General features: G+C 70.8%; 15 protein-coding genes. 4 read left to right on the top strand and 11 right to left on the bottom strand.

All coding sequences use genetic code 11. From position 1 onward, the window contains the following. Nucleotides 1-25 precede the first annotated feature (25 nt). The 8 genes from ACLQ23_RS17190 to ACLQ23_RS17155 are packed head-to-tail and all read right to left on the bottom strand — an operon-like array spanning nt 26 to nt 7603. On the bottom strand, nt 26-1258 hold the full coding sequence (locus tag ACLQ23_RS17190) for an ATP-grasp domain-containing protein (RefSeq protein WP_053660755.1): 1233 nt from the start codon (nt 1256-1258) through the stop codon (nt 26-28). Next, a complete protein-coding gene (locus ACLQ23_RS17185; protein WP_053660757.1) occupies nt 1258-2247 on the bottom strand; it encodes a DMT family transporter in 990 nt (329 codons plus the stop codon). Before ACLQ23_RS17185 ends, ACLQ23_RS17190 begins: the two co-directional genes overlap by 1 nt. After that, on the bottom strand, nt 2244-3614 hold the full coding sequence (locus tag ACLQ23_RS17180; protein WP_053660759.1) for a TrpB-like pyridoxal phosphate-dependent enzyme: 1371 nt from the start codon (nt 3612-3614) through the stop codon (nt 2244-2246). The genes ACLQ23_RS17185 and ACLQ23_RS17180 overlap by 4 nt, the downstream gene beginning before the upstream one ends. Then, the gene (locus ACLQ23_RS17175; RefSeq protein ID WP_053660761.1) at nt 3586-4299 is read right to left on the bottom strand and encodes a transglutaminase-like domain-containing protein; all 714 of its coding nucleotides are present in this window, start codon (nt 4297-4299) and stop codon (nt 3586-3588) included. Before ACLQ23_RS17175 ends, ACLQ23_RS17180 begins: the two co-directional genes overlap by 29 nt. Next, nucleotides 4296-5477 carry an acyl-CoA dehydrogenase family protein gene (locus tag ACLQ23_RS17170; protein WP_053660763.1) on the bottom strand — a complete coding sequence of 394 codons (1182 nt, stop codon included), beginning with the start codon at nt 5475-5477 and terminating at the stop codon, nt 4296-4298. Before ACLQ23_RS17170 ends, ACLQ23_RS17175 begins: the two co-directional genes overlap by 4 nt. A gap of 12 nt (nt 5478-5489) precedes the next feature. Beyond that, entirely contained in the window at nt 5490-5867 is a 378-nt protein-coding gene (locus tag ACLQ23_RS17165; protein ID WP_053660765.1) for an ectoine synthase, read from the bottom strand. Nucleotides 5868-5885: 18 nt separating this feature from the next. Then, on the bottom strand, nt 5886-6146 hold the full coding sequence (locus ACLQ23_RS17160; RefSeq protein ID WP_053660767.1) for an acyl carrier protein: 261 nt from the start codon (nt 6144-6146) through the stop codon (nt 5886-5888). Next, nucleotides 6143-7603: an AMP-binding protein gene (locus tag ACLQ23_RS17155; RefSeq protein WP_197281665.1), complete on the bottom strand. Its 1461-nt coding sequence runs from the start codon at nt 7601-7603 to the stop codon at nt 6143-6145. The genes ACLQ23_RS17160 and ACLQ23_RS17155 overlap by 4 nt, the downstream gene beginning before the upstream one ends. A 227-nt stretch (nt 7604-7830) precedes the next feature. Between ACLQ23_RS17155 and ACLQ23_RS17150 the strand changes: the two genes are divergently transcribed. The 4 genes from ACLQ23_RS17150 (at nt 7831) to ACLQ23_RS17135 (ending at nt 12700) form a co-directional block, all read left to right on the top strand. Next, entirely contained in the window at nt 7831-8421 is a 591-nt protein-coding gene (locus ACLQ23_RS17150) for a dihydrofolate reductase family protein (RefSeq protein WP_053660772.1), read from the top strand. 217 nt (nt 8422-8638) lie between these two features. Beyond that, entirely contained in the window at nt 8639-9838 is a 1200-nt protein-coding gene (locus ACLQ23_RS17145) for an aminotransferase class III-fold pyridoxal phosphate-dependent enzyme (RefSeq protein ID WP_197281666.1), read from the top strand. Next, nucleotides 9835-11205, top strand: coding sequence for an aminotransferase class III-fold pyridoxal phosphate-dependent enzyme (locus ACLQ23_RS17140; protein WP_355628173.1), 1371 nt, complete (start codon nt 9835-9837; stop codon nt 11203-11205). Before ACLQ23_RS17145 ends, ACLQ23_RS17140 begins: the two co-directional genes overlap by 4 nt. Nucleotides 11206-11317: 112 nt before the next feature. Continuing rightward, entirely contained in the window at nt 11318-12700 is a 1383-nt protein-coding gene (locus ACLQ23_RS17135; protein WP_355628223.1) for an FAD-binding oxidoreductase, read from the top strand. Nucleotides 12701-12712: 12 nt separating this feature from the next. On the opposite strand, the gene hisC is transcribed toward ACLQ23_RS17135, so the two are convergent. From hisC to ACLQ23_RS17120, 3 genes are read right to left on the bottom strand one after another with little or no spacing between them, the layout of a single operon-like run. Then, nucleotides 12713-13765 carry a histidinol-phosphate transaminase gene (gene hisC / locus ACLQ23_RS17130; protein ID WP_355628175.1) on the bottom strand — a complete coding sequence of 351 codons (1053 nt, stop codon included), beginning with the start codon at nt 13763-13765 and terminating at the stop codon, nt 12713-12715. Beyond that, nucleotides 13762-15057, bottom strand: a complete 1296-nt coding sequence (locus ACLQ23_RS17125) for an ATP-grasp domain-containing protein (RefSeq protein ID WP_231640232.1) — start codon at nt 15055-15057, stop codon at nt 13762-13764. The genes hisC and ACLQ23_RS17125 overlap by 4 nt, the downstream gene beginning before the upstream one ends. Further along, nucleotides 15054-15953 (bottom strand): TauD/TfdA dioxygenase family protein, encoded by a 900-nt coding sequence (locus tag ACLQ23_RS17120; RefSeq protein ID WP_053660783.1) that lies wholly within the window; start codon nt 15951-15953, stop codon nt 15054-15056. The genes ACLQ23_RS17125 and ACLQ23_RS17120 overlap by 4 nt, the downstream gene beginning before the upstream one ends. Nucleotides 15954-15967: the final 14 nt, after the last annotated feature.

Genomic DNA, 15967 nt, shown 5'->3' with positions numbered 1-15967 from the left:
CTTGTCGTTGCGAACATGTCGGGGATCAGCTGCCGAGGGCGTACAGGTCTTCCTCCTCCCACCTCCTGAGTCGCTGGTAGTCGGCCTCCACCTGCTCGACGTCGGGCGAGCTGAGGTAGACGTAGCCGGGGGACGTGGCCAGGTCGACGGTCGGCCCGATCGGAGCACCCTCCTGGGCGGTCAGCACCAGCTCCAGGAAGGAATCCAGGGAACGGATGCGCTCCAGGCGCTCTCCGGTGGGCGCGACACCGGAACGTGGGTTGATCAGCGTCACGTACCGGAGCCGGCTGAGCAGCCGGTACGACGGCAGCGCGCCGGTGAGCAGGTCCTGCGGTCGGGCGATCGACCGGGCCAGACAGTCGATCTGGTCGGTACCGAGACACCGGGAGACGATGGCCGGCACGTGGGAGCCACCCGCCCGACCGGCGGCCTCGACCAGCACCGGCCCCTCCTTGGTCAGCATGACCTCGGTGTGCCCGGCGCCGTTGCGCACCTCCAGGGCGTCCAGCACCGCCCGCACGTACGTCACCAACTGCTCGACCACCGGGTCGTCCGGCGACACCGGCTCCTCGTAGTCGTACATCAGCGCGCCGCTGTCGAGCTGGCGCTTGTGGTAGCACCAGACCTCCACGAGGTGGTGCACCCCGTTGCGGCTGACCGTATTGACGAAATGCTCGTCGCCGTGCAGGAATTCCTGGCCCAGCACCGTGTCGTTGCGGGCGCTGTACCGGTCGGTGCTGCTCAGCACGCGATCGGCGGCCGCGCGCACCTCTGCCGGCGTCCGGCAGACGGCCACATTGTCGGTCCCGGCGCTGGCCCGGGGCTTGACCACCACGGGCCACTCCCCCAGGTCCTGCGCCCAGGCGACCAGCTCGTCGACGGAGCCGGTGGCGATGCTGCGCGCGGTGGCCAGACCCGCGGCGCGAACCGCCTCGGCCATCTCGTGCTTGTCCCGCCGGGCCTGCGGCCGGCTCATGCCGTTGCCCGGGGTGCCGAGCGCCGACGACAGCGCCTCGGCCAGCAGCACACCCGACTCGGTGCCGGGCACCACGAACTCGACGCCCAGCTCCCTCAGCCGGGCCGCGGTCGCTGCCAGGTCGCCGTCGTGCGCGATGTCGTGCTCGAAGCCACCCGGCTCGTACGGCAGGTGGATGTCGGGGCTGCCCGACTGGACGTGCACGACCTCCACGCCGTAGCGGGCGAGGGCGGCGGGCAGGAACTTTCCGATGCCGCTCGCGTCGACGATGGCTGCTCGCATTACAAACTCCCTGATTCGGTCCGGGCCGGCACACCGGCCGGCACCAGTGGCGTGGATCGGGGTCGCCGTTCGTGCCGGCCCCGGGCGAGCACTCCGAGGCCGACCAGCACGGTTATCCCCACCACGCCGACCAACGTGAGGGGCGAGGGACGCAGGCGCTCGTCCGGCAGTTGCAGCAGGAAAGCCATCGGCGGGGAGAGCGCGGAGATCAACGAGGCGGTGATCGGCTCGGTGTGCTTGATCCCCACCTGGATGAGGTACATGGGCAGTCCGACACCGATCACCGCGACGACCAGCCCGGGCAGGAGGGCCGGCGGCAGCTTGCTCGGGTCACCGACCAGCACGAACCCCCAGGTCGTCACCATCATGAGGAAGAAACGCACAGCGAGGACCGACTGCGGGTCCAGCCCGGCGTCACTGAGCCGCTTGGAATAGATGACGTTGGCGGTGGAGGTCACCCCACAGACCAGGGTCAGTGCGAGCCCGATCACCGCCGCGCCGACGCCGACGTCACCGACCCCGCTGCGCCCGGTCACCGATGCCCACACCAGCAGGGCGAGGAAGCCGCAGATGGCCACCGAGACGGCGACCTCGGCGCCCAGCACGCTGCTGCCCCGGCGCAGCAGCGGACCCATCATCACGGTGAGCACCGGCCCGACCGCCAGGCCCACGACGTTCACCACCGCCGGCTCCAGGTACTTCAGCGCGAACAGCAGCGACAGCCAGGTCACCGCGGTGGAGACGTTGATCGCGATGACGTCGTACCGTCGGGTCCGCAGCGGCGCGAAGGTCGCTGCGGGGCCCCGACGGGCGAGGTCCAGACCGACGAAGAAGATCCCGCACAGGGTGAACGAGACGGCCGCCAGACTCAGCGTGTCGACCTTCTGGAGCTGGTTGCCGGCGTAGACGTCCACCAGGGCGGACATCGCGGCGAAGAGCAACAGCACCAGAATGCCTTGGTTCGTCCGCCGGCTGGCGACCGCCGTCATACAGCCACCGTCCGGGGAATGCTCGCTGCGGCGAGTGCAAGCGTCTCGGAGTCCAACGCGTCGTCCTCCAGGTCACCCGCGAAGTACTTCTGGTAGGCGACCAGGTCGAAGTGGCCGTGACCGGAGAGGTTGAACAAGATGGTCTGCGCGGTGCCCTCCTCCCGGCAGCGGATCGCCTCGTCGACCGCCGCCCGGACCGCGTGGGTGGACTCGGGTGCCGGCAGGATGCCCTCGGCGCGGGCGAACTGCACGCCCGCCTCGAAGCAGCGGGTCTGCGCCACAGCCACCGGCTCGATCAGCCCGTCCTCCACCGTCCGGGTGATCATCGGGCCGATGCCGTGGGCCCGCAGGCCGCCCGCGTGCACCGGCGGCGGAACGAACTCGTGGCCCAGGGTGTGCATCCGGAACAACGGCCCCAGCCGGCCCGTGTCGGCGTAGTCGTAGGCCACCACGCCGCGGGTCATCGTCGGGCAGGCCGCAGGCTCGACAGCCAGCACCCGTACCGGTCGGCCGCCCCGCAACTGCTCACCGATGAACGGGAAGGCCAGCCCGGCGAGGTTGCTGCCACCGCCTGCGCAACCGATCACGACGTCGGGGTAGTCGTCGGCAAGCGCGAACTGACGGATCGCCTCCTGCCCGATGACGGTCTGGTGCAGCAGCACGTGGTTGGCCGCGCTGCCGAGGACGTACCCGAGCGACGGGTCCGCGGCGAACGCCTCCAGAGCCTCCGAGGTGGCGATGCCCAGGCTGCCCGGCGAGTCGGGGTGCTCGGCGAGGATCGCCCGGCCCACCGCCGTCTCCTCGCTCGGGCTCGGTACGCAGACCGCGCCGTAGGTCTCCATCAACGCCCGCCGGTACGGCTTCTGCTGGAAGCTGACCCGCACCATGTAGACCTTCGCGGTCATGTCGAAGAAGGAGGCGCTCAACGCCGTGGCGCTGCCCCACTGCCCGGCCCCGGTCTCGGTGACCAGCCCCGTCTTGCCGGCCATCTTGTTGTAGTACGCCTGCGGGATGCCCGTGTTCGGCTTGTGGCTGCCGGTAGGCGCGACGCCCTCGTACTTGTAGTAGATGCGCGCCGGGGTGCCCAGTGCCCGTTCCAGCCGACGGGCCCGCACCAGTGGGGACGGCCGCCACAGCGCGTAGATCTGCCGGACCGGCTCCGGGATCTCGTACTCCCGCTCGCTGCCCGTCTCCTGCTCGATGAGCGGCTCGGGCATTGTGTGCGCCATCTCGTCCCGGGACAGAGGCGCTCCCGTCGCCGGGTTGAGCGCCGGTGCCAGCGGGCCACCCTTCAGGTCGGCCGCCAGGTTGTACCAGGTGGTCGGGATGTCCTTCTCGTCAAGCAGGAACTTGGTTCTCTCCAGCACGGGAGTCCTCCTGTGTCGTTGCCTCGGCCACCAGCGAGCCGGCGGCCGTCGTGTGCGAGTTGGCGAACAGCAGCGGATGGGCCGACCGGATGCCGCCCACCACGAGGTCGTAGGGGACGTCGTCGAACTCGCCCCGCATGCGCAGGAACTCCATGTGCTGCCGGCCCTGCTCGTCGAAGGGGTGGTAGAGGCTGTCGGACAGCCCGTCGAAGTCCAGCGGCTTGATCCGGTAGAGCTTGCAGAGCAGCTTGTTGAACACCGGTGTGGCCTTGACCCAGGCGCCGTTGAGATGGACCGAGGTCAGGCTGTGGAAGCGGAAGATGTCGCCACCGACGAGTTCGCGCAACCGGGGCGAGGCCAGGTGGTTCCGGACGTCGCCGTAGACGATCCGGCTGGGCACCCCGACTGCCCGCAGCGCCGCGGCGTACAGGATCGACTTGTGTACGCAGAACCCGAAGCCGCGCTCGATCACCCCGCTGGCGGTGAGCCCGCGGCGGGACAGGTCGGCGCCGTAGACCTCGTACCGGATGCCGTCGCGGACGGCGTAGTACAGGCGGACCGCCTTGTCGATGTCCGTGCCGTCCGTGTCGTCGCCCAGCGCGTCGGCGACGAACCGCCGCACCGTGGGCGACTCGTGGTCCAGGAACTCGGTGGCCCGGACCAGCGCGGGATCGGTGCCGCTCATGCCTCACGCTCCCCAGTCGTGCTCCGCGCCGGTGCTGTCCGGCCCAGCCCCATGAGGGCGGCGACCCGCTGGCGCTGAATCTCGGAGGTGCCGGAATAGATGGTTCCCGACACCGCGTTACGCAGGTCCTTCTCCAGCCCGTACTCGGTGGTGTAGCCGTAGCCCCCGAAGACCTGCACGGCGGCGAGGGCGGATCGCACGTTGCTCTCGCTGACGACCAGCTTGGTGATGGCCACGTCGGTCGCGACGTTCTCGCCGGCCGCCATCCGCTCGGCGGTGTCGTACAGCCACTTGCGGGAGGTCTCCAGGTCGATGCGCATGTCGACGAGCCGGTTCGACACCGACTGGTAGGACCCGATGGCCGCACCGAACTGGGTCCGCGTGCGGGCGTACTCGACGCACCGCTCCAGGCGGTGCTGCATCTCGCCGAGCACTCCGGCGAAGCCGCACAGGATCTCCCACCGCATCACCGCGTCGAGCACCAGCAGCCCCGCGCCGACCGAGCCGACCACGTGGTCCCGGGGCACCCGCACGCCGTCGAGGAACAACTCGGACAGCGGCGACGTACGCAGCCCCATCTTTCCGACCGGCCCGCCGACCTGGAGGCCGGGTGAGTCGGAGCGCACCAGGAACGCCGTCACGGCGGCAGCGCTGCCGGGACGGCCGGTCCGCGCGTACACGACCACCAGGTCGGCGATGGGACCGTTGCTGACGAACGCCTTGCTGCCGGTGAGAACGAAGTGGTCGTCCTCGGCGACGGCCGTGGTGGCCATGTTGGTCACGTCGGAGCCGCCGGCCGGCTCGGTGATGGCGTGGGCACCGATCATCGTGCCCGCCACGATCTGCGGGAGGTAGCGCTCCCGCAGGGCCGCGCGGCCGAAGCGGTGCAACGGGACGCCGGTGCTGACCAGGTGGGTGCAGGCGGAGAAGATCAGACCGGCGTCCCGGCAGGCGTAGCCCAGTCCTTCCAGGACGTACATTGTGGTGGGCAGGTCACGGCCGAGACCGCCGTGACCTTCGGGAAAGGGCAGGCCGAACAGCCCGGTCTCCCGCAGCCGCTTCCAGCCGTCCCAGGAGAACTCCCCGCGGGCGTCGCGCTCCAGATGGTCTGCTCCGACCGCCCGGCCGGCCTGCTCGGCCGCGTCGCGCAACGCCCGCTGCTCGTCGTTCCATCGCATCCCCTGGCCGCCTCAGTACTCCGAGAATTCGGCGGAGTCCAGGTTGTGCCGCTCCGGACCGATCAGTGGGGGGTTGAAGATGCTGACCAACTCCAGGTCGCTCTCCGGTGCGGCGATGAGGAAGTGGGCGTCGTGCTGGTCGAGCGCGTACAGCACGCCCGCTCGCAGCTCCCAGCTCTGGGAGCCGTCGGCGGTCTGCACCCACCCACGGCCGCCGATGCAGTAACAGGCCTCCAGGTGGCGACGGTACGCCAGCTGTGATTTCGTCCCGGCGCGCACGACGGTGTGGCACACGGTGAAGCCCATGTTGTCGGCCTCGAGAATGAAGCGATAGCTGAGGCCGTTGCCCCACTCCACCGCCTCGATCCGTTCCCTGGTACGAACGATCATCAGTCCAGTCCTCGTGGGTCAGCTGATGGCAGCGTGGTCTCGGGCGGTGATGACGAACGCCGTCATGGCGGCGACCGACTGGAAGTTCTCCGGGGAGATGTCCATGTCGTCGATCGGGATCCGGTAGCGCTCGCCGAGCCAGGCAATGAGCTGGAGCAGCCGCAGGCTGTCCACCACGCCCGTGTCGATCAGGTCGTAGGAAGGGTCCAGCTCCTCCGGGGCGGTGCCGGGCAGGTACTCCGACACCACGTACCGTGTTATCTCGTCGGCAAGGCTCACAACAGCTCCCTCATCAGGTGGTCACGGACTCGGTGGCGGTCGACCTTGTCAGTCGGCCCGACCGGCAGCGGCTCGTCCACCAGTCGGAACGCGTCGGGGATGGCCACCCGGGTGAGCCGGGCGGCGCAGTGTGTACGCAGGGCGAGGCCGCTCGGCCCGCTGTGGACGGTGCGTACGACGGCGTGCAGTCGGGTGCCGGCGCCCGGGTCGGGCAGCGGTACGACGACCGCCTCCACCACACCCTCGTGGGCCTGGATGACCCGCTCGATCTCCTCGACGTTGACCCGTACGCCGCGGACCTTCACCTGCAGGTCGTTGCGGCCGATCAACGTCAGTCGGCCGTCCGGGGCCCGACGGACCAGGTCCCCGGTCCGGTACCACGTCCGCTCGCCGGAGTCGGTGACGCGGCGGAAGAACCGGCCGCCGGGCGCCGCGTCGCCGAGGTAGCCGTCGGCCTGGAACGGCGTCGCCACGACAAGCTCGCCGGTGCCCGGTCCGGTCACCACCGCACCGTGGTCGACCACTGCGGCCTCCACCCCGGGGATCGGCCTGCCCAGGGGCAGCGGGTCGTCCTCGACGGCCTGCTGCGGGCCGAAGGTATAGAGGAAGCTGTCGTTGGTCTCGGTGCAGCCGTACACGTTGTGCAGGGCCGCCCCGGGAAACATCGACGGCAGGCCGGCGCGGACTCGACGTGGGGTGTGGTCGCCGGTAAGCAGGACGTGCCGAACCTCCGGGAACGATCGCCCGTCACTCGCCTCGGTGAGAAGACGGAACAACATCGGTACGGCTTGGACGACCTCCGGCCGCGCGTCGGCGAACAGCTTCAGCAGGTACCGTGGCTGGACCGCCCGGGCAGGGTCGACAAGCACCACCTCGCCGCCGTGGCACAGGGTCGCCCAGACGTCCAGCAGGCAGAGATCGAAGTTGAGCGGCGCGTAGTTGAGCACCCGGGTGCCCTCGGTCAGGCCGAACTGGGCGGCCGCCCAGTCGACGAACCGGCCGATGCCGGCGGCGGGCAGCGGCACGATCTTGGGCAGCCCGGTGGAGCCCGAGGTGGTGAGCAGCAGGCAGGTGTCCGGCGGGAGCGCGGGCGCCTGCGGCGGCGCCGACACGGGCCGGACACGCAGGTCGGCCCCGTCGACCGAGATGACCGCCGCGCAACCCGCCTCGGCGACAAGCGCGTCGAAGACCTGCGGACCGAGGTCGGTGGAGAGCAGGAGCACCGGCTGCTCCACGGTGAGGCAGGCCAGTACGGCCGCCACGGTCTCCGGTGACTTGTCGGCGCGCAGCGCCACCGGAGCGCCGCCGGTCGGCACGCCGGTCAGGTGCGCCGCCGCCTTCGCGGCGAGCTCCCGCAACTCGGTGTACGTGACGGACCGGTCCTGCCAGCGCAACGCAGGCGCTGACGGCGTCCGGATCGCCTGCGCCTGGACACGGGACGCAACAGACACCGCCACCCCCCTCTCCCCTGTGCCGACGGCCATCACCCCCGACCGTTCCGGCGCACCGATCTTCGGGGCCGCCGCAGCGCCCGTGCATCTTTGAAAATGCGCTATCCCATCGACGGGAAGCCGCTCCGACGGAACGCCGGCGTGACACGCTGGTACCTCACCATATGAATGTGTACGGTGTCCACTACATGTCGGTGCTCGGACGCTGTCGCGTCCACTCAGGAAGGGCTGGAATGGCGCGAGTTCTGCTGGATGTCACGATGTCGCTGGACGGCTTCATGGCCGGCCCCAACGTGAGCGTCGAACACCCGATGGGTGAGGGCGGTCTCCGCCTGCACGAGTGGCTCTTCAACACCTCGACCAGCGAGGTGGACGCCGAGATCGAACGCGAGATGTCGACGACCACCGGCGCGGTGGTGCTCGGCCGGCGCACGTTCGACGTCGGCATCAACGTCTGGAACAACACCCCCTACGCGGTGCCCTGCTTCGTGCTGACCCACGACCCGCTCGCCGAACGGGTCGAGAAGAGCGGCACGTTCACCTTCGTCACCGAGGTCCGCGACGCCTTCGACCGCGCCACCGCCGCCGCCGGTGAGCGCGACGTCCGCCTGATGGGCGCGGAGGTCGGTCAGCACTTCCTCGCGGCCGGCCTGGTCGACGAGATCCGCATCCAACTCGCGCCCGTGCTCCTCGGCGCGGGCCGCCGCCTCTTCGAACACCTGGGTGACGAGCGCATCGAGCTGGAGCGCCTCGCCACGGTCGAGTCCCCGTACGTGACCCACCTGCGCTACCGGGTTCGCCGGGACGCCGCACCGCAGTCCTGACCCGCCGGTTCCTGCCCGGGCGCGATCCTCGCCCGGGCAGGACCGCAATCTGAACGAAGACGACGACCGCCGCACCGCCGCATGCTGGATTCCGCCGTACCGAAATCCCGACGACGGACGAAGGCGAGGCGGTTCCCGTGACCGTTCCCCCATTGCGTGGCTCGGTCCGCGCCGGCCGACCCCGGCACGCCCCGCGACCGGTGCCGTGGAGCACGCGGTGACACCGGCACAACCCGCCCGGGTGGTCGCCGGTTGCCTGCTCGGCGCGACCGACGCAGGCCCGGTCGTACGCCGGCAGGTCGGTGCCCGGCTGTACGCCGCGGACGGCACCGAGTGGCTCGACGCGGCCACCGGCGGGTTCGGCCCCGGGCACCCGGCGGTGACCGCCCGGATCGCGGCGCAACTGCGGCGGGTGGCGTTGTCCAGCCGGGTGTTCGTCAGCCGCCCGCTGGCCGAGGCGGTCACCGCGCTCGACGCGCTGGCACCGGACCCGCTCACCCTGTCGTACCTGTGCAACAGCGGCGCGGAGGCCCTCGACGCCGCCGTCAAGCTCGCCAAGGGCACACACCCGCGTCGGCGTCGGATGCTCGGGATCCGCGGCGTCGGCCACGGCAGCCTCAGCCACGGGCTCTCGCTCACCGTCGGCTCGGCGCTGACCGGGGACGCGCCGCTGAGCCCGGTCACCGTGTCGGCGGACCGCGCGGCCGACCTGGTCGACCTGGTCGACGACTCGATCGCCGCGGTCGTGCTGGCGCCGGCCGGGCCCGGTCGTGCCCTGGCCGATCTGCCGGTGTCGTGGTGGCGTCGTCTCCGGACGGCCTGCGACGAGACGGACGCCCTGCTGGTCCTCGACGAGCGGGTGACCGGCCCGGCCCGGGTCGGCGCGGGCCTGGCCAGCGACCTGCTGCCCATCCGGCCCGACGCGGTGGTGCTCGGTGAGTCACTGGGCGCCGACGCCGTGCCGGTCGGTTGCATGATCACCAGCCGGGCCCGCTACGACCGGGTGTACGGCCGGCGCAACCCGACCGTACAGGGCTCCACCTTCGGCGCGAACCCGCTGTCGGCCGCCGCGATCGCCGCCGTGCTCTCCGTCGTCCGGGACGAGGATCTGCCGGCCCGGCAACGGGATGTGGAGGCCGTTGCCCTCCGGATCCTCGGCGGGCTCGCCGACGACCGAGGGCCGGTGCGGGCAATCGGCGCGGACGGCTCGCTGATCTGGGTACGCACCGACTCGCCGGAGACCGCCGCTGCCCTGCACCGGGGCCTGGCGCGGAAGCGGGTACTGACCCGATCGCCCACCGGTGCGGTGATCGGCGTGCTACCGCCGCTGACCGCCCACCCGTCGGACATCGACGAACTGCTGAACCGGGTGGCCGCCGCCACGGCCACCCTGACCCCGCAGGAGGTGGCGTCATGACCACTGTGGACACCCGCGAGGACGTGCTCGCCGCCCTCGGTCAACACTGGAATCCCACCGCGGCGGCGATGCTCGCGGGCTCCGGACGCCCGATCGAGGGGCACGCCGACGGGACCCGGGTCTGGTCGGAGGACGGCGCGGAGGCGCTCGACCTGGCCGGCAGCTTCGGCGTGTTCCTGGTCGGCCACGGCAACCCCCGGGTCCGCGCCGCCGTGCTGGACGCCCTGTACGCGGCGCCGAACGTACCGCCCGGCGCGGTCCACCCCGCCACCGCCGAGTTGTGCCTGTTGCTGCGTGAGGTGCTGCCCAGCGGGCTGGCGCACTTCGCGCTCGGCTGCTCCGGGGCCGACGTCACCGAGACGGCGCTGCGCGCGGTCCGGCTGGCCCGGCCGGAGCGGCCCCGCATCGTGGTGCTGGAGGGCGGCTACCACGGCAAGACCCTCGGCTCGATGCCGGTGCTCGGCCAGCGGCACCAACGCCTGCAGTTCGAGCCGCTCGGCGGTGAGGTCGTCGTGCTGCCGTACGGAAACGCCGCCGCCGTCGAGGCCGCGCTAGCCGACGGATCCGTCGCCGCGGTGATCGTCGAACCGGTCCTCGGCGGCGGTTACCTGACCGTGCCTCCGGCCGGCTACCTTGCCACCGTCGCCCGCGCCTGCGCCGACACCGGCACGCTTCTGGTGGCCGACGAGATCCAGACCGGGTTCGGGCGGACCGGGCGGATGTTCGCCGTCGACCACGACGGGGTCACGCCGGACATCATGCTGCTGTCGAAGTCGCTCACCGGCGGCACCGTGCCGGTGGCGGTGTGCGCGCTGAGCGGGCAGGTCGTCGAGGACGCCCGCCGTCACCCCGAGTACGACGACAGGCTGCTCGCCGCCGACAGTTGCTCCTCCGCGCTGGCGGTCGCCGCCGCCGTGGCGACCATCATCGAGGTACGCGAGCGCGACCTGCCCGCCCGCGCCGCCGCGCTCGGCGCGCGGTTCGGGCGGGGCCTGGCCGAGATCGTCCGCCGCCACCCTCGGCACGTGCTCGACGCGCCCGCCATCGGCCTGATGGCCGGGCTGCGCACCCGCAATCCGGCGGTGGAGTTGATGCTCACCGTGGGTCTTGCGATGCGGGGCATTCACGCCGGGTTCTCGCTGAGCGAGGAGATCCGCCGGCCGGTTCTGCGCCTCTATCCTCCACTGACGTGCACCGACGAGGAGATCGACAGGGTTCTGGCGACCACCGAGGAGGTGCTCGCCGACCTGGATCGGCGTTCCCGGCTCATGACCACAGTGACGACCTGGCTCCTGCGTCGCCAGTACGGGCGGCACGCCGCCCGGGTCCGTCGGTTGATCGGGCTGTCGTTCCGCCTGCCCTGGTGATCCGTCGGTCGTCTCACCCCCCGCCGACGGCAAGTCATCCACTGTGGACTCGGATTGAGCCGCGCGGCCGGCGGCTTCGGCACTGCCGGCGTAATAGGCTGCCCCAGTGACAATGACCCTCGTGAATTCCCTCCGGGCTGAGCTTGGCGTCGCTGCCGTGGTGACGGACCCGCAGACCACACAACCGTACGCGCGGGACATGATGCCCCTGGCGCCGTCGGGAGTCCCGTTGGCTGTGGTGTTCCCCGCGGACGTCACGCAGATCCAGGCATGTGTCCGGCTGTGCGCCGATGCCGGCGTGCCGATCGTGCCGCGCGGGGCGGGCAGCGGCCTGACCGGCGCGGCGAACGCGATCGACGGCTGCGTCGTGCTGGTCATGACGAAGCTCGACAGCATCCTGGAGGTCGACCCGGCGAACCGGTTGGCAGTCGTGCAAGCGGGGGTGGTCAACATGGATCTCCGCACCGCCGCCGCAGCCCATGGATTGTTCTACCCACCCGACCCGTCGAGCTTCGACTGGTGCACGATCGGCGGCAACCTGGCCACCAACGCCGGCGGACTGTGCTGCGTGAAGTACGGCGTGACCACGGACCACGTCCTCGGGCTACAGGTCGTGTTGGCCGACGGCAGTCTGCTGCGCACCGGCCGTCGCACCGTGAAGGGGGTGGCCGGGTACGACCTGACCCGGCTCTTCGTGGGCAGCGAGGGCACGCTGGGCATCATCACAGAGGCCACGGTGGCGCTTCGTCCGCTGCCGCAGGCACCCGGCACCCTTGTCGCCGCGTTCGAGTCCACCGAAGCGGCGGGCGAGGCAGTCATCGGCGTCGTGCGGGCGGGCGTCATCCCCTCTCTCATGGAGATCATGGATGCCATCTCGATCCGCGCCGTGGAGGCGTACCTGAAGTGTGAGATCGGTACGCCGGGCTGCCAGGCCCTGCTGCTGTGCCAGTCCGACTCGGGCGGGTCGGCGTCGGAGCGCGAGCTGGCGACCATCACACGGATCTGTCAAGACGCCGGTGCCACGACCACCCACTCGACTCAGGATCTGGCGGAGGGCAACCTCCTCCTGCAGGCCCGCAGGGTGTCGCTGACCGCGCTCGAGAGCCAGGGCCACTGTCTCACCGAGGACGTGGCCGTGCCCCGGACACGAATCGCCGACCTGATCAGCGGCTGCGCCCGGATCGGCACGGAACTCGGCCTGCCGGTGGCGGTAGTGGGACATGCCGCCGACGGCAACATGCATCCCACCATCATGTTCGACCCCACGGTCCCCGGTGAGTCCGACCGAGCGCGGCAGGCGTTCGACCGCATCCTCGAACTCGGCCTGGCGCTGGGTGGGACCATCACCGGAGAACATGGCGTCGGGCGGATCAAGCGCGAATGGCTGGCGCGGGAGTTGGGCGATGTCGGCCTGCGGGTGCACCACCAGCTCAAGGAGACCTTCGACCCGCACGGGCTGTTCAATCCGGGGGCGATGTTCCTGCCCCGACACTGACGGGCTCAGCCGCTACGGCCGGAAGCCCTCGGTCGCCCGCAGGAACGCGTCGTTCTCCTCGGGCGCGCCGATCGTGACCCGCGCGCCGTCTCCCGGGAACACCCGTACGATCACCTTCCCCGCCGCGCAGTGCTCGCCGAACTCGACCGCCCTCGGTCCCAGGGGCAACCACAGGAAGTTGGCCTGTGACGGCACCGTCGCGTAGCCGAGGCGCGCCAGCGCCTCCGACACCCGCGTCCGTTCCCGCGTGGTCTCCCGGCACAGAACACGGATCGCGTCCTCGTTGTCGAGTGCCGCGATCGCCGCCGCCTCGGCCAGCCGGCTGACTCCGAACGGAATGCCCACCTTGCGCACCCCTTCCGCCACCAGCGGCGCTGCCACGCAGTACCCGATGCGGACGCCGGCCAGGCGGTGCGCCTTCGAGAACGTTCGTAGCACTGCCACGTTGTCGTGGGTCGCCGCGAACTCCAGGCCGTCGGGCAGGTCCGGGTCGGTGCCGAACTCCCGGTACGCCTCGTCGATCACGGCGAGGACATCCGGCGGTACCGCGTGCAGGAAGTCGCGGAGGGCGTCGCGCGAGACCGCCGTACCGGTCGGGTTGTTGGGGTTGCAGACGAACACGACGCGGGTGGCCGGCGTGATCGCCGCGAGCATCGCGGTCAGGTCGTGTCGTTGGTCGGCGTCGAGCGGAACGGCGACCGGCGTCGCCCCGACGATCCGGGTGAGGACGGGGTACGCCTCGAAGGACCGCCACGCGTGCACCACTTCGTCACCGGGCCCGCAGACCGCCTGAAGCAGTTGCTGGCACAGGCTCACCGATCCGCAGCCGACCGCGATGCGGGACGGGTCCACCGTCAGCGAGTGCGACAACCGGTCGACCAACTCCGACGACGTCCAGTCGGGGTAGCGGTGCATCGCGGCGGCGGCAGCAGCCACTGCGGTGACGACCGCGTCGGGTGGGGCGACCGGCGACTCGTTGCTGTTGAGCAGGACGGCACCCGGCGGTTGCCGGGGAATGACGTACGGCGGGAGCGCGGCCAGGTCGGCGCGGATGGTGACGCTCACCGCGCGCCGCTCAGCGAGGCGTGTGGGACAGGATCGGTGAGCCGGTACACCGCGTTCCTCATGGCGACGACCCGCCGGTAGTCGGCGAGCACGTCGGCGTCGGAGTCGCCTGCGAAGTACACCCGAAGGGTGCTGGTGAGCAGGTCCACCGTGGGGAGCATCCGATCACCGGGGCGTAGTTTGGGCACCACCAGGCGGACCGTTGGCAGTGCCGCGATGCTCGCCAGGACCTCCTCGTCGACCGCCTCGACCGTGCCGGTCGCGCTCGTCTCGGCGTTGTAGACCAGGGCCGCGCGCCGCCGCTGGTACACGGTCCCGCCGTGGAGCCGGACGAACTCGTCGGGCCGCACGAAGGAGAGCGCGGTGAGGTCGGCCTGGTTGCCGCCGAGGCACAGATCGTGGAACTCGGGGTCCATGTTGCCGTTGAGACGCGCACCCACCTCCACCAGCGCCGGGCCGTCCGCGGTCATGATGACCTCCGCGTGCGCGGCACCGTGCCGGATGTCGAGCGCGGGCAGGACGGTGTCCACGTAGCGGATCAGATCAGCCACCGGCGCCTGGTCCGGCGCGAGCAGGACGTCCTTGTCGTAGAGCCGGCGGCCGTCGCGCAGCGGCTTGTCGTACCGCCAGATCCCGCACACGTGCCGTACGCCGTCGTGTAGCACGACGTCCACGATGTATTCGACGCCGTCGAGGTACGACTGCATGAGCACCTCGGCATTGGGCTGCTCGAAGAGGTTGGTCGTGCCGAGGATCCGGGTCGCAGCAGCCCTGACCTGGTCGGCGGTTCGGCAGATGGCGACCCCGTCGCTCGACGCCGAACTCAGCGGCTTCACCACGTACGGGAAGGACCCGTCGGCCGTCGCCAGGGCGGCGAGTTGCGCGGCATCGTCGGACTTCCACTGTCGCGCGCACCGGATGCCCGCAGCGCGCAGTGCCTCGGTCATGTGGAACTTGTCGCGTCGGGCCAGGGACAGCCGGGTGCCGTTGCCGGCGAGACCAAGTCGTTCCGCGAGCTGGTCGGCGACCGGTACGCCGCTCTCCTGCCCGGCGATGATCCCGGCGACGCCCATCTCGGCGAGCCGCGCGGCGGTGCGCTCCACGCCGTCGTGCACGATGTTGCCGACGTATGGGCTCAGGTCGGGAGCCGGCGTGCAGGTGAGCCACCGGGGTGTGCTCTGAACGTGCAGGACGGCCGCTCCGGCACGGGCGAACGCTGCCGGGAGGAACCTCCCGGCGGAGTAGCCGTCCACGACGGCGAACAACCCGGTGCCGCCCGCCGGCATGCTCATACCATCGCCTCCGAGCTGCGCTCGGCGCCCTCAGCTCCGACCGGCCGGGGCGTTTTGGCGCCGGCCGCGATGCTGACGCGATGCACGGTCCGGGACACCCCGGGCTCCACCTCCGTGGCGACGTGGTAGGTCGTCGCGGTCCGCCAGATCAGGAGGTCGTTCGGTGTCCACCGGTGGACGTACACGTGGTCGGGGTCCTGCACCAGGGCGTCGACGAGGTCGAAGAACGCCTCGTTCTGGTTGGCGTCGAACCCGACAACGGAGTCCATGTACTCCCGGCTCGCGTAGAGATATCGGCGGCCGGTGTGCGGGTCGGTACGGACCACGGGGTGCTCCACCGCCGGGTACTGCACCGCAACGAGGGCCTTCATCTCCGCGATCGAGAGCCCGACGTGCTCGGCGCCGATCCGCTGCTGCTTGGTGAGCGTGTGCCGGCCGGTCCGACCCTCCAGCAACTGCTTCCAGTCGGTGGGCAGACGGTCGTACACGTCGAATGCGCTGGCGAAGAGGGTGTGGCCGCTGGTTGCGGGCACTCGGACACCGTGCAGCATCGTGTAGGGAGCGGGGTCCTGGGCGAAGGACGAATCCTGGTGCCAGAAGTTGCCGACCCGGGGGATGCCGACCGGCCGGTTCCCCTTCACCTCGTTCGACGAGACGAGGATCTGCGCGAACTCCGGGTGCCGGTACTCGGCCAGCATGAACGGCACCGGGTCACCGAGTCGTGAGGCCAGCGCGATCTGCTGCTGCGGGGTGAGGTCGAGGCCACGGACGACCACCAGCTCAGAGTCGTGCAGGCTGGCCGTGAGATCGTCGAAGACCGCGCCGCGCTCAAGGTCCCGGTAGGTCAGATCGGTGTATTCCACGCCGATGAACGACGTCAACTGTCTCTTGTGCATTGCTGCCTCCGATG

It is taken from the genome of Micromonospora sp. DT41, from assembly GCF_049841715.1.
Classification (GTDB): domain Bacteria; phylum Actinomycetota; class Actinomycetes; order Mycobacteriales; family Micromonosporaceae; genus Micromonospora; species Micromonospora profundi.
The sequence above is the reverse complement of the archived record's forward strand: the minus strand, read 5'-3'. Positions and strand labels throughout refer to the sequence as shown.